Source organism: Chloroflexota bacterium, assembly GCA_013152435.1.
Classification (GTDB): domain Bacteria; phylum Chloroflexota; class Anaerolineae; order DUEN01; family DUEN01; genus DUEN01.
On sequence record JAADGJ010000076.1, the window covers coordinates 63,714 to 81,687 of the forward strand.

The 17,974-nt window shown below is 63.5% G+C and carries 22 protein-coding genes; 6 read left to right on the forward strand and 16 right to left on the reverse strand.

The window, feature by feature from the left end:
- Positions 1–7: 7 nt before the first annotated feature.
- Positions 8–880 carry a hypothetical protein gene (locus GXP39_10910; GenBank protein NOZ28545.1) on the reverse strand — a complete coding sequence of 291 codons (873 nt, stop codon included), beginning with the start codon at positions 878–880 and terminating at the stop codon, positions 8–10.
- Here GXP39_10910 and GXP39_10915 point away from each other — a divergent pair.
- From GXP39_10915 to GXP39_10940, 6 genes are all read left to right on the forward strand, one after another.
- A complete protein-coding gene (locus tag GXP39_10915; protein ID NOZ28546.1) occupies positions 873–1,172 on the forward strand; it encodes a hypothetical protein in 300 nt (99 codons plus the stop codon). The two genes, GXP39_10910 and GXP39_10915, sit on opposite strands and share 8 nt — an antisense overlap.
- Positions 1,165–1,686, forward strand: coding sequence for a hypothetical protein (locus GXP39_10920; GenBank protein ID NOZ28547.1), 522 nt, complete (start codon positions 1,165–1,167; stop codon positions 1,684–1,686). Before GXP39_10915 ends, GXP39_10920 begins: the two co-directional genes overlap by 8 nt.
- A gap of 4 nt (positions 1,687–1,690) precedes the next feature.
- Positions 1,691–2,416, forward strand: coding sequence for a metallophosphoesterase family protein (locus tag GXP39_10925; GenBank protein ID NOZ28548.1), 726 nt, complete (start codon positions 1,691–1,693; stop codon positions 2,414–2,416).
- 66 nt (positions 2,417–2,482) lie between these two features.
- On the forward strand, positions 2,483–3,025 hold the full coding sequence (locus GXP39_10930) for an isoprenylcysteine carboxylmethyltransferase family protein (GenBank protein ID NOZ28549.1): 543 nt from the start codon (positions 2,483–2,485) through the stop codon (positions 3,023–3,025).
- 37 nt (positions 3,026–3,062) lie between these two features.
- Positions 3,063–3,575 carry a hypothetical protein gene (locus GXP39_10935; protein NOZ28550.1) on the forward strand — a complete coding sequence of 171 codons (513 nt, stop codon included), beginning with the start codon at positions 3,063–3,065 and terminating at the stop codon, positions 3,573–3,575.
- 112 nt (positions 3,576–3,687) lie between these two features.
- Positions 3,688–4,992, forward strand: a complete 1,305-nt coding sequence (locus GXP39_10940) for an acetamidase/formamidase family protein (protein ID NOZ28551.1) — start codon at positions 3,688–3,690, stop codon at positions 4,990–4,992.
- 106 nt (positions 4,993–5,098) lie between these two features.
- Here GXP39_10940 and GXP39_10945 read toward each other — a convergent pair whose 3' ends face one another.
- From GXP39_10945 to GXP39_11015, 15 genes are all read right to left on the reverse strand, one after another.
- The gene (locus tag GXP39_10945) at positions 5,099–5,434 is read right to left on the reverse strand and encodes a hypothetical protein (protein NOZ28552.1); all 336 of its coding nucleotides are present in this window, start codon (positions 5,432–5,434) and stop codon (positions 5,099–5,101) included.
- 653 nt (positions 5,435–6,087) lie between these two features.
- Positions 6,088–6,696: a class I SAM-dependent methyltransferase gene (locus GXP39_10950; GenBank protein ID NOZ28553.1), complete on the reverse strand. Its 609-nt coding sequence runs from the start codon at positions 6,694–6,696 to the stop codon at positions 6,088–6,090.
- Between the two features lie 3 nt (positions 6,697–6,699).
- A complete protein-coding gene (locus GXP39_10955) occupies positions 6,700–7,524 on the reverse strand; it encodes a hypothetical protein (protein ID NOZ28554.1) in 825 nt (274 codons plus the stop codon).
- A 36-nt stretch (positions 7,525–7,560) separates the two neighbouring features.
- The gene (locus tag GXP39_10960) at positions 7,561–7,947 is read right to left on the reverse strand and encodes an ABC transporter permease (GenBank protein ID NOZ28555.1); all 387 of its coding nucleotides are present in this window, start codon (positions 7,945–7,947) and stop codon (positions 7,561–7,563) included.
- 157 nt (positions 7,948–8,104) lie between these two features.
- A complete protein-coding gene (locus GXP39_10965) occupies positions 8,105–9,103 on the reverse strand; it encodes a methyltransferase domain-containing protein (protein ID NOZ28556.1) in 999 nt (332 codons plus the stop codon).
- Between the two features lie 266 nt (positions 9,104–9,369).
- Positions 9,370–9,876 (reverse strand): hypothetical protein, encoded by a 507-nt coding sequence (locus GXP39_10970; GenBank protein ID NOZ28557.1) that lies wholly within the window; start codon positions 9,874–9,876, stop codon positions 9,370–9,372.
- The gene (locus tag GXP39_10975; GenBank protein ID NOZ28558.1) at positions 9,873–10,691 is read right to left on the reverse strand and encodes a methyltransferase domain-containing protein; all 819 of its coding nucleotides are present in this window, start codon (positions 10,689–10,691) and stop codon (positions 9,873–9,875) included. Before GXP39_10975 ends, GXP39_10970 begins: the two co-directional genes overlap by 4 nt.
- Before the next feature lie 193 nt (positions 10,692–10,884).
- Positions 10,885–12,168 (reverse strand): SDR family oxidoreductase, encoded by a 1,284-nt coding sequence (locus tag GXP39_10980; protein NOZ28559.1) that lies wholly within the window; start codon positions 12,166–12,168, stop codon positions 10,885–10,887.
- A 240-nt stretch (positions 12,169–12,408) separates the two neighbouring features.
- Entirely contained in the window at positions 12,409–13,227 is an 819-nt protein-coding gene (locus tag GXP39_10985) for an ABC transporter permease subunit (protein NOZ28560.1), read from the reverse strand.
- The gene (locus GXP39_10990) at positions 13,224–14,174 is read right to left on the reverse strand and encodes an ABC transporter ATP-binding protein (GenBank protein ID NOZ28561.1); all 951 of its coding nucleotides are present in this window, start codon (positions 14,172–14,174) and stop codon (positions 13,224–13,226) included. Before GXP39_10990 ends, GXP39_10985 begins: the two co-directional genes overlap by 4 nt.
- Positions 14,175–14,192: 18 nt before the next feature.
- The gene (locus tag GXP39_10995) at positions 14,193–15,056 is read right to left on the reverse strand and encodes a CPBP family intramembrane metalloprotease (GenBank protein NOZ28562.1); all 864 of its coding nucleotides are present in this window, start codon (positions 15,054–15,056) and stop codon (positions 14,193–14,195) included.
- Between the two features lie 60 nt (positions 15,057–15,116).
- Positions 15,117–16,316 (reverse strand): hypothetical protein, encoded by a 1,200-nt coding sequence (locus GXP39_11000; protein ID NOZ28563.1) that lies wholly within the window; start codon positions 16,314–16,316, stop codon positions 15,117–15,119.
- Between the two features lie 171 nt (positions 16,317–16,487).
- Complete coding sequence (locus tag GXP39_11005; GenBank protein NOZ28564.1) at positions 16,488–17,234, reverse strand: SDR family NAD(P)-dependent oxidoreductase; 747 nt, start codon at positions 17,232–17,234, stop codon at positions 16,488–16,490.
- Positions 17,235–17,339: 105 nt separating this feature from the next.
- Positions 17,340–17,525 carry a hypothetical protein gene (locus tag GXP39_11010; GenBank protein NOZ28565.1) on the reverse strand — a complete coding sequence of 62 codons (186 nt, stop codon included), beginning with the start codon at positions 17,523–17,525 and terminating at the stop codon, positions 17,340–17,342.
- A gap of 60 nt (positions 17,526–17,585) precedes the next feature.
- Positions 17,586–17,966: a response regulator transcription factor gene (locus GXP39_11015; GenBank protein NOZ28566.1), complete on the reverse strand. Its 381-nt coding sequence runs from the start codon at positions 17,964–17,966 to the stop codon at positions 17,586–17,588.
- Positions 17,967–17,974 lie beyond the last annotated feature (8 nt).

Genomic DNA, 17,974 nt, shown 5'->3' on the forward strand with positions numbered 1-17,974 from the left:
AGACGGATCACGAACCGTATCGCCGCCGGGCCTCCTCCAGGAACAGGTTCGCGGTGAGCGCGTCGATGTTGCACAGGTTGACCTCCCGAACCGGGCCGTCCGGGTGATCCGCCAGAAATTGCTCTACCGCGTCCAGGATCACCCGCACGGCTCGCTCCTTGGGAAAGCCGAAGATGCCTGAGGAGATGGCGGGCAGGGAGACGGATCGGAGGTCGTGCTCGGCGGCCAGGGTCAGCGCCGATGTCACGGCGGAGGCGAGCAGCTCGTCCTCGTCGCCGCGGCCGCGCCAGATGGGGCCCACGGCGTGGATCACGTAGCGGGCGGGCAGGCGGCCCGCGCCGGTGATGGCCGCGGTGCCGGTGCGCACCGGGCCGTGTTCCTGCACCCAGCGATTGCTCTCCTCCTGGATCTCGTATCCTCCCCTACGAACGATGGCGCCAGCCACACCGCCCCCGTGGGCCAGGCGCTCGTTGGCGGCGTTGACGATGGCGTCCACCGGCTCCTGAGTGAGATCCCCCTGGACGACGCGAATGATCTGCCCGGCGGGCGTTTGATGTTCGTACAGGATCTTGCGCTCCATGGGCTCCTCCTCTTTTTCCCCCTCCGTTTCCGGCATGGTTGCGGAGAGATAACTCCCCTGGAACATGATGTTGACACGGCCTGCGCGAGCCCGTATACTCGGATAGGGGAATGTGCGATGTGTGTTGCATGTTGCGTATTGCATGTTGCGTGGTGCGTATTGCGTATTGCGTGGGGATATTATAGGAGAGAGGGGTAGGCCGGTCAACGATCGGCGCTTGCGAGAGCAGGGCTTCCGGGGGAGCCTGACAGAATGCCCGCTTCCGAAGGGCATCGATCTGAGGAGGCGAAAGATGGCCATGACAATAAAGGAAGCTCTCCAGAAGCTGCGAGAGTTCGTGGAGGCCGGTGAGCGGGTGGATAGCCTGGTGGTTCGTTATGGCAATGTCTTCGTCGATCTCAGGATGGTCCAAAGGGGGCTCAGGTCCTGTCCATACTGCGGAGGGATGATGGGAATGGGCGTGATTGAAGTGCGGCACCAGGATGGGCGGTCCGTGCAATTCTCTCCGGAGCTGTACCACTATGTCGATGCCGGGCATCCGCTGCCCAAAGACGTAGTCAAGCGCTTGGTGGAGATCGTGGCCGATGCGTAGGAGGTTGGGTGATCCGCCGGGGCCGGAGGAGTTGGAAGAGGAGGCGATTTATCTCGGGGTGTTGACGGCGAGGGGCCTGAAGCCGTTAAGCCGGCTGGAGTACGCGGTTGCCCCGGATGTCCTGGCGTTATTGCGGGCGCTTGGGTTGCGGGTGGTCTCCATCCGGCGTGTGGCCGGGGATGGAACGGAGGTGTCCCACTGGATCCTCGGGATGGACGAGGGCCTGATGGAGGAATACAAACGGGAGTTCGATGGGACGCCGATTCGGTCGGGCGACCCCGCGGTGATCCGGGCGGAGGCCGAATACTTCGGATATCCCGCCTGCTGTGCAGAGGCCTACATCCGGGATCCGCACGCGGCCGGTGGGCTGACGCCCGAGGAGCAGAGCCTGTTCTTTCATCGCGCCTGTCCGGGATGTGAGGAGACGAGACGCCTGGTGCCGCTGTATCGTTCGGCGTTGGAGGAGGCCAGGCGGCTGTATCGGGAGTTGCGCGCTCATGAGGTGATCCGGTGATGGAATGCCCCTGAAGATCGTGGTGTTCACGGATGTTCACGCCAATCTCCCCGCGCTGAGGGCGGCGCTGAAGGCGGTTCGGCAGGAGGGATACGACGCCGCCTTCCATCTGGGGGATGCCATCGGCATCGGTCCCTATCCCGCTGAATGCCTGGATCTGCTGTTGCATATGCCCGAGATCCATCTCCTCATGGGGAACCACGATGCCTGGTTCGTGGATGGACTGCCTGATCCCCGTCCTCCCTGGATGAGCGACGGCGAGGCGCGACATCATCGGTGGACGCACGCTCGCATTCCCTCACAGTTGCGGTCGATCCTGGCCCGATGGCCCTACGTGTTGGAACATGACTTTGAGGGGGTGCGGGTCACGTTCGCGCATTACGGCCTGGCGGATTCCGGCCGGGAGTTCCTGCCCGTGATCCGGAGGCCTCGCGCGGCGGATTTGGACGAGATGTTTGCGCAATATCGCTCGGGTCTGATCTTCTTCGGCCACGACCATGTTGCGTCCGATGTCCAGGGCAAGAAGCGATACGTGAATCCAGGCTCGTTGGGTTGCCACACCGAAGCCGTGGCCAGGTACAGCGTCGTCGAGTTTCGGAAGGGGCGATTCTCCCTTGCGCATCGCGGCGTACCCTACGACGACGCGGAGCTCTTTCAGGCATTCGAGCGGCGCGAGGTGCCGGAGCGGGCGTTCCTCTTTCGGGCGTTCTTCGGCGGCCGCCACAGATGAACGGGGAGGCGCAGACGCTTTGCCTGTAACCAGCATGCTCGTGTGCTTTGTGGAAAGGCATATATAATGAAGGAAAAGTCCCTGAAACAGGCGGAACACGGGTACAGCCCTGGACAGCGGTTGGCCGCGCTGTTGGTCGAGGCGGCCTTCTTCCTGGTCGTATTCCCGGCCGCCCTCATCATCCTGGCATCCTCGCTAGATCGGTGGTTGCATTTGCCGCGCCTTCTGCATGGTTCGCTCGGCGCTGTCTTAGGTGGGTTGCTCGTCGTGGCGGGCTTTCTGTTCGCCGTATGGTCCGTCTACGTGCAGTTCACCGTGGGACGGGGGACCCCGGCGCCGGTCATGCCCACGCAAAGGTTGGTCGTACAGGGACCTTATGGCTACTGCCGCAACCCGATGGCGTTGGGGACCATCGTGCTCTACCTGGGCGTCGCCATCCTGAGCGGATCGCTCTCGGCAGTGGGCCTGGTCGCGCTGGGGGCCGCCGTGCTCTTGACGTATATCCGGCTCGTCGAGGAGAGGGAGATGGAGGCGCGGTTCGGGCAGGAGTATTGGGAGTACAGGCGACGAACGCCGTTCCTGATCCCGCGCTTCCGGGAAAGGGGTTAGGGAGGCCTCCTCCACAGCGTGAGTTAGGAGGGATGTGATGGACGGGAAGGCGATTGGGGAGTTGGTCCTGGCGGCCCTGTTGAGCGGCGCCGTGGCTTCCTCCGTGATGGGGGTGATCTTCCGCAGGTATCTGACGGCGGTGGAGCAGGAGGTCAGGTCGCAGCGCTCGTGGAAGGAGGAGGCGGTCGCCAACCTGCTGGGTCCGGTGAGCATGCAGCTCGATCGCACGAGGCGGGCATTTGATCGCTGGACGTCGAAGAACCTGTATCTAGAGGCGAAGGTGATCCGAGAGGGGAACGAGACGATCCGGGATCTCTTGCTGAGGCGGGGGCATCTTATCCCCCCTGAGCTTCTGGAGGATGCCGGGAAGCTGGTCGAGCATTACGACGTGTGGCTGGAGAAATTTGAGAAGCAGCGTCTGGCGGAGGAGCCGGATCTGGAAAGCCCGTTCACGTTCGTAGGGCCGGATGGATATCCGTTCCCCCGGCAATCGGCCGAGAGGTTTCAGGAGAAGTTTCGGGAGTATTGGGTGGAGTTGTACAGTGGCTAGCGCCTCTGTGCGATCGAATTCGCCGTGGAGGCGAAGGCCTTGAGGGGCTCGCGAGATCAATGGAGAGATGGCAGGGTTATCGTATCGGATCATAGAGAAAAGGAGGGATCTCATGGGCAAGGAAGTGAGCGAGAGCATCCGTGTCGCTACGTTCACCGGCGGTCTGGTAGGGCCGAGCATCCCCATGCTGGGGCCGATAGCCGATGGCGGCACTATCATCGCGGAGACTGCCCCCGGCTGTTGGGGGCCGATGATCACCCCGTCCTTCCGTGGCGGTCACGAGGTGACCACCCCGGTGGCTGTGGAGGGAGCCGAACCCGGGGATGCCGTCGTCATCCGCATCCAGAAGATCCGGGTGACCTCCATCGCTACCGCTTCCGGCACCATGTCCTTTGTGGAAGGACGTTACACGGGCGATCCATTTGTGGCCCGTCACTGCCCCGAATGCGGGACGGAGAATCCGCCCACCCGGGTGGAGGGGATCGGGCCGGAGGCCATTCGCTGCGCCGTATGCGGTGCTGAGGTCAGCCCCTTCCGGGTGACCAACGGGTATACCATCCTCCTCGACGACGCCCGCCAGATAGCGGTCACCGTGAAGCCGGAGGTGGCCGAGAAGCTGGCCCGGGACGCGGCGAAGGTGATGGCGTTACCCGAGAAGTCCGCCCAGAATCCCATCGTGGCCCTGTGCCCGGCCGATATCGCTGGCGTGGCCACCCGGATGCGCCCCTTTATCGGGAACATCGGCACCACCCCGGCCGTGGATATGCCCGACTCTCACAACGCCGGTGACTTCGGGCAGTTCCTGATCGGCGCGCCCCACGAGTATGGGATCACCCAGGAGCAGTTGGAGGAGGCTCGCACCGACGGGCATCTGGACATCGACTCCGTGCGGGAGGGAGCCATCCTGATCTGCCCCGTGAAGGTGGCGGGGGGTGGCGTGTACCTGGGGGACGTCCACGCCATGCAGGGAGATGGCGAGATCGCCGGTCATACCACCGACGTCTCTGCGGAGGTGACTTTGCAGGTGGGCTTGCTCAAAGGCCTGGAGATCGGGGGACCGATCCTCCTGCCGCCTCTCGAGGATCTGCCGTACCTGGCCCGGCCTCTCACCTCTGCCGAGAGGGAGGCCGCGAGGCAGCTGGCCGATCGGTTCGGGCAGGACGTATTGGAGGAGTCTGCCCCCATCCAGATGGTGGGCTCCGGCGCGAACCTGAATGAGGCCACCGATAACGGCGTGGCTCGCCTGGCAGAGCTGTTGGGTATGTCCCAGGAGGAGGTGATGAACCGGGTGACCCTCTCAGGGGCGGTGGAGATCGGACGCCTGCCTGGGGTGGTCACGGTGACGATGCGGGCGCCCCTGTCCAGACTGGAGGAACTGGGCCTGGCGGATCTGGTGAGGAGTCAATACGGCCTCTAGCGCGAGGGTGAGCCGCAGCGCTTTGGAAGATAAGAGCAGCCGAGGGCGTCGCCTTCGGCTGCTCGCTTATCTCTTTTCTCGGCGTCCTCTGCGACTCAGCGGTGGTTCAGGTGTGGATTCGCCTGGCTTCCTGGTAGCTCAGGTATATGTGAGACGCGCCGAATAGCCCGGCCATCGCTGCCAGAACTGCCGAGTGCAGCACCACCGACGCCGCTGCGAAGTAGATGACGGGGCTGACGGCCAACGGCACAGGTATCTTGATGAGGGCCTGGTATAGCGACGGGTGGCTCCGTCCCCTGAGGAAATACCGTGCCCATCCCACATAGTAGATGGTCAGCGCGAGCGCCATCACGCCCGCACAGATCCTCTCCAGCGGGCCGGAGATCTCCACCCGATAGAAGAGGGGTACGACGAATACCCCCATCCGTCCGATCTGTTCCATCGTCTCCAACAATCTGGGGGACCGGGCTTCCGCTCCCCCGCCGGAATCCGGCATTCCTCGGGGCGGGAACAGCATCCAAAGGAGATTGGGCCATAGAGCCGCCAATGTGATCATCCAACCGCCAGGCATCTTTCCCTCGTGCCTCGCCCCGCGTGTTTCAGAGCGTGTCTGAAAAATGCGATGGGAACCACTAAGGCACGAAGACCCTAAGAGTGTGTCTGAAAAATGCCGTTGCCTCTGCTGGGCGGAGCCCCTCCGGAAAAAGCCCTTCTTTTGCCCTCGACCTGCCTGGCCTCGGCCTGGGTCCTGCGGAAGGGGCCGAGAGAGGCGGGTACAGGCCAGGAAAGTGGGATTTCCGTGGAGGGGAGGCCTCCTCCACATTTCTCCCTGTGGAGCTGGTCGTTGAGGGAGATCCCTCAGAACATCTTGCCGGTAAATTTTCAGACACGCCCAAGATAGAGAAGGCGGAAGTGCACCATGGAGGGCTTACGAGTGCAAGAAGCGGCCTCGCTATACTCCTTTTCATGCCCTTCTTGGCGTCTTCGTGGCTTCGTGGTGTGTTCTTCAGACACATTCGCAGACCAGGTGGTCCTAGCTGCGGCAAAGCCGATCGCCGGTCAGGATAGGATGTACAGGGGAGCAGGCGGCCGGGTTCACGGCGAGGCGTCGTCTGTGCCCGGTTTCCTGAAGTTCGCCGTATAGTTCTTCCCCCGTCCGAAGCTCTCCACGAATTCGAACCCCGCTCGCTCGGCCAGCCCGCGGACGGTCGGCAGGGGGAGCGCGTCGGGGTCTCCGGGCTGTTCGGTGATAGAGAGTAACCCGCCGGGCCGAAGCACCCGATGAATGCCCCGTAGACAGGCGGCTGGATCCGGCACCTCGCCCAACACGGCGACGAGGAAGGCGACATCGAACGTCATCCCGGCGAAGGGGAGGGTGCGAGCATCCCCCTGCGTGAATCCTGCATTGCATGCACCTGCCGCCTGAAGCCTCCGGCGCGCCTTCTCCAGCATCTCTCGCTGGAGATCGATCAGCTCCAGACGTCCTTGCGGGATGCGGCGGGCGACCTCGACGCTGAAGTAGCCCGGCCCCGGCCCCACCTCGAGCACTCGTGAGGTCGCATCGAGATGAAGCCGCCCGGCCAGTTCCCCCGGCGACAGGACCAGTCGGCGCAGCGCGGATCCCAGCACGAACGATAGCTGGTGCGGATAGGTCCCACGGCCGAAGAACCCCTTGATAGTGCTCTTCCATTCTCTCCAATTCATCTCTCAGTACCCCCTCGCTCGGATATACTCGGAGACGTCCGCGTTGTAAACGACCTCCTCGATCGTCCACACGGACCAGGGCGTCTCGTCATCCTGCCAGATCGCGGCCGCGGGTGACGGGATCATGATCCCGTGAAAGGCCCGCCAGCCCAGCGGCTCGTTGCGCCAGAGGATCTTTGCCTCGCTGGTGGGCTCCTTCCATCGCAGTGCCTCCAGCTTGAGGAGCAGCCCGGTCTGCGGGTCGAACGTGGCCGTGAAGGAGTCCTCTCCCTCACCGAAGGGCACCACCAGGCGGGCGGTGGTGTCATCGATGGCCTCCCAGCGCACGCGGGGGTCGGTGACGAGGATGGATGGCAGCCAGAGCGATTCCGCCCACAGCCCCAGGTTGGCAGCCATGTCGATCTTCGGCTCGCCCTCGATCACGCCGACGGGAAGCTCCAGGCGGGCCTTGCCGTCGAGGTACCACTCGTTGACCTTCATCACCGGGTAGCCGAAGATTGTCGCCTCGATGTAGTGCCGGTATCCCCGGCCGGCGATGTGAGTGAACCGGAAGCGAGCGGGAAAACGCAGGCCGAAGAGCCGCAGCCTGGCCCGCCCGGTGATCACCGCCGACTCGATGATCGGGACGTCCTCTCCCATGATCGTTTCGTAGAATCGGGCGACAGGCGCCGGCAGGTCCGCCGGCCTCCTGACGGCGTTCAAGGCTGGCGTTCGCTCCGGGTAGGCGGGGAACGGCTTCGGCTCCACCTGGAGGCCCAACCATCCGATGCCCGCCAGGGCCACCAACCCGCCGACGATGCCCCCGATCGCTTTCATCGTGATGTTCATCCCTTGTCTTTCCTCGTTTCTGTTCGGTCGCTTGGCCTACTGGGGCTGTGGTAGCCAGTCCGTCCGGCCCTCGAAGAACAGGTAAGCCAGGATGGCCACGTTGATCAGCAGGCCGAATCGGGCATCCGGCCAGCCCAGGATACAGAGTACCAGGGAGAACAGCGTGACCCCAAGCGTGATGCTCCCCCACCATGGGTGCAGGGTGAAGGCGGCGACGCCGGCCACCACAAAACCGATGGCCGCCAGCAGCCAGAGCAGCCCGACCACACGGATGCCTGTGGCGCCCACATCCAGCGCGCCGGCGAGCAGTGTGGTCTTGTAGGGCATCTCCTCCAGGGTGGCCAACCGCCAGGGCACGACGAAGCCGAGCAGATGCACCAGGCCGTGCCCGATCAGCACAATTGCCACAACGATGCGTATCATTGGGATTCTCCTCTCTCATAGCCGCACAACCTGACCCAGGTATAACACGGAGTCTCCTCGGATGCACCAGGCATCTGGGGAGACTTGAGGCTGGTCAGATGCCTGATCTTTGCCCTGGTCAGGTGATCAGGAGCTCGATTCAACCGCTCAACATGTGCTACTTTGCCAGCAGGGTACACCATTCCAGTCTGGTCTCGGCCACCGGCAGAGCGTCTATGCCCGCTCCTTCCAACACGACGCCGGTGGGAGTCGGCCGTGCCTTCCCGGTGCAGGAATAGACCACCTCGACCTCCCAGCCGGCCTCGGCGAAGTGCTCCAACGCCGCGCGGCGGAAGAGGAGGTCAGCCAACCCCATCTCGTTGATCGCTTCAGCGTTTGCCTCGTCATCCTCTGGATAGAAGATCGAGAGGGCCAGGAACTCCCCGGAAACGACCCGTCGTAGCTCACGCAGCAGGTTCCCAGGCTCCCTAATGTTCGCAAGCCCCTGATACGTGGTCAATGTCTTGACCGCCCCGTCCTTGAACGGGGTGCGCCTGGCGTCGAAGGCCAGCAGGCTTACCCGGTCGTAGAGACCGAAGAACTCCAACCGCTGGCGGTCGCGCCTCAGCACGCGGGGGCTGAAGTCGGTAGCGACGATGGGACAGGTGAGCCGGCGTGCCATTTCCTCCAGCAGATGGCCCAAGCCCGAGGCCAGATCCACGATGGGGCTGTCCGACGAGGAGAGATGTTCGATGGCGTGATTCACCTGGCTATTGGAGCAGGCGAGGTACTCCGAGGTGTATGCCCTGGTACGAGCCAGCTCGGCGGCGACCTTCGCCGCAGCGTACTCGCCGCGTTCGTCCAGGATCAGCGCACGGAAGAACTGATCGGCCGGCGACAATGTCTCCAGCGGCACCTCCATCAACCGCCGTTCGACTTCGGGATGCTGACGCAGGTATTGGACCAGGTGGCTGTCCACCTGCTCCCATAGGTCGTCTCGTGGCAGGTCGGGTGTGAGAAACACGCCGATCCCCTCACGGACAGGGTAGGTGGCAGCGCACGCCAAGCAGCGTACATCGGCGACCTCGATGCGATCATCATGCCCGTCGGCGATGTCCCATTGCAGTTCTCCGTGACAAGCCGGGCATGCCAGCAGATCAACCAGGTACGTCTGCATTGCAATTCTCCTCAGAGATCCTTAAAGCGTGTCTGAAAATTTACCAGCAAGGTGTCTGAGGGGGCTCTCTCAACCACCAACTCCACAGGGGGTGATGTGGAGGGGGGCTCCCCTCCACAGAAAACCCCGCTTTTCCGGCCTGCACCTGCCTTTCTCGGCCCTTTCCGAAGAGCCCAGGCCGAGGCCAGGCAGGTTGAAGGCAGAAGAAGGGCTTTTTCCGGAGGGGCTCCCCACGGCAGAAGCAACGGCATTTCTCAGACACACTCTTAACCAGCCGTCTTCTCTGATAATATCCTTTCAATCCGCTCCACATGCTCTTGCATGTGATCCGCCAGCATCTTGACCATCTCGCGGACGCTCATCTCCCGGATGATCTCGCCTTCGGCGTTGGCAAGTCGTACTGAGCGATCCCAGGCGTGGGAGAAGTGCCTCAGCAGTTGCGCAAGATAATGTCGGTGCGCACTGATCAGGTGGATCGCACTGCCTATCTCTCGTTTATCGAAGTCCAAAGCCTCTGCCCAGGCTTCATTGCCCGGGAACCCCTCGAACCGGACAAGGGTGCCGGGCGTCGCGATGGCTTTCTTGATGCACATGGACCACACATCGCAGTCGTCGGCGACATGATGCACGATTTGCCGAATCGTCCAGCTGCCCGATTCCCGGGACAGGTCCAGATCCGCTTCGGGCAGATTTTCCACCTGCGCCTGGAGCTTCTCCGCGCTCGAGAGGAAGAGGGATAGGACCTCCTCATCGGGCGGCGTTTGTTTCGTCATTGACTCCTCCCTTGCGAATGTCCGGCATCAGGCCCTCTTTTCCTGGCCCAAAAGATAGCGCGTGGGGCGGCGTTTGTGTAGATGTCGCCTTCGTGGTTTCCCAGTATATGCTCGATCGTCAACCCCTGATCGACCAGCCAATCGGCCACCTCGGTCGCGCTCACCGGATGCTTTTGCTGGATATATTCACGTTCCACGATGCTCCCGTCCGGCCGGCTGATGCAGGTCTGGCGGAGGAGGCGGATCAGCCGTCGAGGTGGGTCGTACCAGATGACCTGCCATCGGCTTTCCAGACGTGTGCCATCGGCGCATTCGCCCGTGGGGAAGACGCGTTCGCGCGTCGGCGGATCGTACCATGTGCGCTCCAGATCCCCTTCCATGTGATCGTTGTCCACGAACAGATGTCCGCCGGGCCGCAGGGCGTTCGCCGCCGAGGCGATGACCTGGGCCTGTTCTTCCGGTGTCGCCAGCTCGTAGAGGCAATTGCCTCCCAGGATCACCAGGTCGAAGTTCGCGGGCCATGCCGCCTGTAGAACATCACGGTGGAGCAACGTGATCCGCTCCTGGACCCCGGGAGGCAGCGTACCCACTTTGGCCCTCGCCCGGGACAGCATGCCCAGAGCGCGATCCATCCCCACCACGGTATGACCATCGAGCGCCAACGGGATGAGCACGCGTCCGGTGCCGCAAAACGGCTCCAGGATGCGCAGCCCTTTCCGTGGGCCGATCAGCCGTCGGATCAGGGCGATGTCCTCCGTGTCCGTGATGAGCTGGTCGTAGAGCTCCGCCACGTGGGCGTCCAGATCATACAACATCTCTGTGCGTCTCACTTTACCAGAAAGGGGTTACGCGAGGGTATTCTGACAGGCTCGCAACGCCCAAGCTTGATCTCTCGTACCAGATCGCTCACGCTCTCGATCTTACTCGTGGAGCGGGTCCCGGTCCGAAGCATCTCCCAAGCGTGAGAGGTGTTGCGAGAGAGTTCGGCGTGATTGTGAAGGTCAACGATCATAAGACCATCTCTTCCAACGCCGAAATCAGCGCTTGCGTGGTCTTCTTTCGGTGGACCAGGGCCTCCAGCGCGGCGGATAGCGCCTCCGGATCCCGAATGAAACTCTCGGCGTCCTGCATGGTTCTTTGGAAGTAGTCGGCCAGCTTCTCCAGATTGCCCTTCAGCCAGGGGAACTTGGCCCGAATCCGGCGAGCCTTCTCCGTCTCACCGGTGTCCTCCGCGCGGGCCATGGCTTCCAAATCAGAGACCAGATCCGCCGCCACCTCCAGCCAATCGTTGATGCTCATCCCCGACTTGCGCTGGAAATCCCGCCGGGCGTACATTCTGCGGAACACGTCTAGCTCCTCGAACTCCCGATTGACCTCCTCCAACACCCTCCGCAATTCCTCAGCGCACTGAACCAGTGAAGCCGGTAGTATTTCGGCGGCGGCGGATGTCGTTGCGGATGGCTCTGACGGGGAGTTAGCAGCCAGTGCGCCCTGCAAAAGTCCTGTTTTGGCCAAAGGCTGGAAGGGGTCAGCGACTTGGCCGTGGTACTCACGGGCGTGGACGATGGTGTAGGCGAAGCCGGCCGCACAGTCCTCGGCCGGCATCAGCCCCTCGTAGCCGGGATTGGTGCCCATGCCGGTGAACTCCTCGTAGGACATGCCGAAGCGAGGCGCCATGGTTTGGAAAGCCTCGTTGCCGCCGGGCGTGTCCACCATGCCGGGAGCGAAGACAAAGGCATACACCCCCGACTCCTCATCCAACTCCGCGGCCAGCGACAGCCCCAGGGAACGCAGGGCCGCCTTGGACGCAAAGTAGGGTGCGGCGTACGGCATTCCCTCCTGGGAGGTAATGGTCACGATGACGCCCTCCTTCCGCTCCAGCATCCCCGGCAGGAAGGTCCGGATGGCCACCACCGCCCCCCGCAGGTTCACGGCGTAGACCTGGTCCCAGGTCTCGATAGGAGTCTCCAGGACCGTGCCGGTGCGGTAGATGATGGCATTGTTCACCAGAATATCCACCCGGCCGAAGGCTGCCAACGCACTTTCCGCCATCGCTCGGATGCTCTCCTCGTCCCCGACGTCGGTCTGGACGAACAGGGCCGTGCCGCCTGCGGAGCGGATCAGCGCCTCGGTCTCAGCGCCCGTCTCAGCGATCTCGGCAATGATGACTTTGGCCCCCAGCCAGGCCAGCGCTCTCGCCAGCTCCTTGCCGATGCCCCGCCCTGCGCCGGTGACGACGGCCACCTTCCCGGCCAGGGCATTACAGGGCAAGCCCATCTTCTGGATCAACATGGTCACCTTCCTTGTTGTCCCGAGCCAGTGAGCGAATACAGGAACTCCTTCAGCACCCTGTTGAACGCTGTAGGTTCTTCCATGTTTGCGAAATGCCCAGCTTTTGGCAGCTCCACGAGCTGGGAGCCGGCTTCCCCCGCAACGCCGCCAGCCCCCTCCACACCTCCCCCTGTGGAGCTCGTCATTGAGGGAGACCCCTCAGGCACGCTCTTACGAGGGGCTTGGGATCGTTTCGGCAAATCATATCCGGGCGGTGAGCTTGCTTCGTCGAAAGGTCCGAGTTCCAAACCACAACAGCAGCGCGTCCACTCCCCACAACACCAGGCCCAGCAGTAACACAAATCCCACGTTCAGGTACATTACTCCCATCGCTTGCCCAATCACCAGCAGCAAGATGGGCAAGACCACGGCCCCTCCCAGTTGATATGCTTCCTGGAAGCCCTGTACCCGAACGGAGACCAGCACCATCGTGCCCAGCCCCAGTCCCGCCACGGCCGGCGCCACCCAAATGACCAGCACCAGCCACATCGTGGTGGGGAAGAAGATTCGCTCCATCACCGGCCAGGCGGCCAGGTTGGCTACCAGGCCGTAAAGCACGAATCCTCCCCATGCCACCCCTACGGCGGGCAGCCAGGCGGAGAGTACCTTGCCCAAAAAGAGCTCCCCGTCGGTGGTGGGGGTGTACAGCAGCGCCTCCAACGTCTTGCGCTCCTTCTCCCCGGCGAAGCTGTCGGCGGCGATGACGCTGGCCACCATCAACGGGATGATCAGGTACATGGGGGCCAGGAAGTAGACCAGGGCCAGCACGACCCACCGTTGCGCCTCGTCCAGCCCGGCCAACTCGGCCTGCAGGCCTGGCGGCATGTTGGCGATGAAGCTATCCAGCCCGGCTAGCGGCGTGATCGGCAGGTCGGCGGCGGCCGGGGCCAGAGCGGCCAGCGCCGGTAGGGCGATCAGCATAATCGTCGGGACCAGGACCAGTGGCAGGATCACGCCGCGGCTCCGGGCGACGACTTTCAAGTCCTTGCGGACGATGGCTTTGATGGCGCGTTCGTTCATGATGACTCCTCCTCGCCTCCCTGCAAGGCGAAGTAGACATCCTCCAGAGAAGGCTCAATGGGTGTCACCCGATAGATCCGTACCCCGGCGTTCACCAGGGCGGCTACCAGATCGGGTACCGCCTCGCGTTCGACTCCCTGGACGATGAGAATGCCCTCTCGCTGAGTCAGGCTCGCGACATTTGAGGCGACATGCAGGACCGTCATCGCTGTGGATATCCCATCCGATGCCACCTCGATCTCCAATCGCAGGCTGGGCGCCAGCCGGTGGGCCAGCTCCATGGGTGTGCCCAGGGCCACTAGCTGCCCGTGCTGGAGCACAGCCACTCGGTCACATAGCCTTTGTGCCTCCGCCAGGTTGTGGGTGCAGAGGAAGATCGTGCGGCCCTTTTCCCGGCTGAGGTGGATGATCATCTCGTGGACGTGGCGGGTGGTGACCGGGTCCAGCCCCGCGGTGGGCTCGTCCAGGAAGAGCAGTTCCGGCTCGTGAAGTAGGGCCCGGGCCAGGGCCAGACGCTGTTTCATGCCTCTGCTGAAGCTTCCCACCTGTTCGTCCGCTCGTTCCGCCAGCCCAAAGGTGGTGAGCACTTCCTCCACGCGGCGGGGTATCCGCTCTGGGGGAATGGCGTACAGATCTGCGTAGATGCTCAGGTTCTCGCGGGCGGTCAGCCGCTCGTCCAGCGAGGGGGTCTCCGTCAGCACCCCGGTCCGGCGACGCAGCTCCGGGCCGTGGCATGTCGGGTCCAGGCCCAGCACGCGAGCGGAGCCATCGTTGGGAAGTAGCACCCCATTGAGAAGGCGCACCGTCGTCGTCTTGCCTGCTCCGTTGTGTCCCAGGAATCCGAACACCTCGCCCGCGTGAACCTCCAGGGTCAGGCCGTCCACAGCCACTCGATCACCGAAGGAACGGGTCAGGTGGTGGGTGACGATGACTGGTTCATCCTTCATGCGCTCATCTCCTTCCCTCTACGCCGTGGCGATGGGCCGTCGTCGCATCTCCCATATCCCCAGGGCCAGCCACACGACGATGCCGACGAGGCCAGTGAATCCGCCCAGCAACGGGTTTACATCCGGGAACAACAGGCGCCAGATGCCATATCCCTGGCTGTTGAACAGGCCGTGCATCCAGCCGGCCAGGATCGAGCTACGATGGCGAAGCGTCAGCTCGTTCATGTACAGGCTCAGGGCGGTCGTCATGCCCGCCATCCAGATCACCCCCAGGATCGGGTAGCCGGGGTAGTTGAACCCGACCAGGATGATCGGCGCGTGCCACAGGCCCCAGATCACCCCGGTCAGCACGTAGGCCCGGGTTCGGCCCAGCGGCATCAGTTTGGGCAGCAGGTACCCGCGCCAGCCCAGTTCCTCGCCGAAGCCGAAGGCGCTGTTGATGAACGGCGTGATGAAAATCGTTGCCAGGAAGAGACCCGGCAGGAACACCGATGCTGGCGGCATCGCGGATGTATCCGCCCCGGCGGAGGCGAGCATCTCACGGAATTGAGCGAGTTGCCAATCCGGCCGCCCCAGGCCAAGCAGCCAGGTCAGCCCATAAGTCGCAACGAAGGCGGCCGGGATGACCAGTGCCGTCTTCAGATAGGGCCGCCACGAGCCGATGCGGAGGTTGGTGATGGCGAAGCCCTCGTGGGTGACGAACCGGATGGTCAGCACCGTCGCCAGCGCGGGCACCCACATCACGCCGGCGATGACGAACTGGCCGTAGAGGGGCGGGACCCCAGTCAGGCGGAATCCCGTCAGGATCAACACACCCTCTATCGTGTAGGTGAGGGCGAACGTGATGGCGAGATACGAGAATATCCCCTTGCGATCGATCATGACGTCAACTCCTGGAAGAAGGCCGGCCTCGTCAACGGATCAGTGGGGCCGGAGCGCGCTTCATCCCTCGTCCCATTTCGAGATCGCCTCGATCGCTGCGGGCGCGCCGCCGTAGGCGCGTATTCGCTCCCCCAGGATCGCCGCCCGCGACGCGCATTCCGCCTGTCGCGTGAACGAGGAGCGCAGCCATGCGACCGTGAACTCGTTCACCTCGCCCATGAAGCCCGCTCCGGCCTCCTCGACCTTCCTGGCGTTGTACCGACGCTCGAATATGGGCCCTGGGAAGATGAGCAGGGGCACGCCGTGAAGCAACGAGTGGATGATCGTGTTCTGCCCCCCATGGCAGATGGTCCAATCGCACCGGGGGAGCACCTCCCCGGCCGGGACGTAAGGGCGAAACTCCACCGCCCCCAGGCGGTAGGGGCGGTCGATGCTCTGGGCGCCCACCAGGCAGATCCGGCTGCCGTTGGATGGGAAGACTTGAGGCAGGACCTCTCGCAGCCTGTTCAGAGAGAGGGAGCCGGTGCCCACGTACACGAACACGTAGCGTCGTCCCGGATCGGGCTGGAAATCCACGGCGGAGGCCGGTTGGATGGGGCCGATCAGATGGCCGACATAGCGGACGTCAGGACGATCGGGGTCGGTGTCATCCAGTTCGGGGATGGAGGGGATGATCTTGAGCACCGAGTCGCCGAAGAATAGCTGTTCAGGTGGGTGGGTTGGGAGCCCGTAGGCCCGCAGGACGGAGGCGGTGGCCCGCCGCATCAGCCTCCAGGGCAGGGTGCCATGGCCGCGAGTGATGATATGGGCATAGGCCGAGGCGATGGGCAGGCCGGTCACCGCGGCGGTGAGGAAGGCGCCGGGATCGAGATCTGTGAAGAGTCGGTCCGCCCGGAATGCCTGGACGGCCTTGATCTCCTCCTCGACGAGACGACGCAGGTAACCCGCCCGCGCCAGGCCGGAGATGAACAGCACCATCCAGATGCTCCCGATCGATTTGCCTGGCTTGACGGGCAGGGAGAGCTGCTGTGATCGGCGTTCGAGGAGGCGCGACAGGGCGGTGGGCAGGCCGAGCATCGTCGTCGGCGGCATGGCGTAGACCCGGTATCCGTGGCGTCGCAGCGCGTCCTCCAGATATCCGGAAGCGCAGAAGGCCACCTCGTGTCCGGCGCTCTTCGCAGCCTCGGCCATGGCCACGACTCGGGTGAGCCCTCCCCAGGTGCCGGTGGCCGGGGAGAAAAGGGCGATCAGGAGTCTCATGTTCGGAATATCCTCCTTCCTGTCTCGGCCTGGCTTCGGCGGACAAGGCTGGGCGCGTCTGATGGAAGGCTGAAACAGGGGGGGGTTGAAGGGGCGCAACCTCTCAAAGCCTCCCCGCGGTAGCGCTCTCATTATCCCTCTTTTTCAGGGGCCTGTCGAACGACTTGCCTGTCACAAACCCGACAGTTTGGCGAACAGTTTGCCGACGGCTTCCGGGAAGCGGCGGGCCAGGAACAAGTACACCGCCGTGCGGAGGTCGGGAGTGATGACGGGCCGGGCGGAGAGAATACGCCTCGCCAGCTTATGCCCCACGTCGGCCGGGTCGGCCATAGCCTGGGATGGTATCCCCAGCGGCGCGGCTGATCGGGTATCCGTCAACGGCGGGTGCATCAGGGTGACCCGGATGCCATAGGGGGCCAGCTCCAGTGCCAGCGTCCGGGCCAGAGCCTCGATGGCGCCCTTGGTGGAGGCGTAGCCGGAGAGTCCTGGAAAGCCGGTGATGCCCACACCGGAGCTCATATTGTGGATGATCCCGCCCCCTTGCGCCTTCATGTAGGGCACGACGGCGGCGATCATGCGCACATATCCGAAGTAATTCACCTCGAACTCCCGCCGGATCTGTCCCAGGTTCTCCTCCTCGAAGGGCTTGAAGGTGGCCAGGCAGGCGTTGTTGACCAGCACATCGATGCGGCCCCACCGCTCGATGACGCTCCCTACCGCTGTCCTTACCTGAACATCGTCGGTGACATCGCAATGGCGGAAGATCAATCGATCCGGATAGGCGTTCTGAAGAGGGATCAGGTTCTCGCCCGACAGATCCAGGGCCGCCACCCGGTATCCTTCCTTCAGTAGCGATGTCGTCAGGTGGTATCCGATGCCGTTGTTGGCACCGGTGATGATAATGACGGGATCTTCCATTTAGCAACTCCCTCTGGAGGAGAGGCCAGGGTGAACGGAGCTGCGCTGAGGACAGGGCCAGCCAACCCATCCAATCTCCCAAACGATCCCTCTCCCTCTGATCCGTCAGGTCAGTATCCAGATAGCGACGATGATGCCCATCAGGCCGAGGATGGCCCATGTCCATTGGGCCGACAGCCGCTGGCGATCGCCCTCCGCTCGCCGGGCCAGCCGCTCTCGCTCCGCCTCACGCACGTCCTCCTCGATGCGTCTCCGGGCTAGCTGTTGAGCCAGAAAGGGATTGAATAGCATCTCGATTCCTCCATTAGCGAAGTGATGGCGGACGACAGACGACAGGCGACGGATGCGATCTCAGAGTGGGCTATCGTGCGCCGCCTGCCGTCCATGACCTGTTGCCTCCCCGAGCACCACCGCCAGCAGGCGTTCGGGTGGGTCCCCTTTGCTGACGAAGGCATCGGCTCCGGCCGCCAAAGCGGCTTTGCGCGCCTCCGGCCGCCCGCTGAGAGCGATGATCCACAGGCGAGGGTGGCAGGAACGCAAGATCGATAGCAACTCGGCGGCGGGCGCTCCGGGGAGCTCCCAATCCAGCAGGATCAGATCGGGGTGGATGGCTTCCACCATGGCCTGTAGCTCTCCGGCATTGGCCGCCTCGCCTACCACGCTCAACCCGGATTGCAGTTCCAGCAACAGCCTCAGCGCCGAGCGCACCTTCGCCTGGTCATCGGCGATCAAAACGCGAA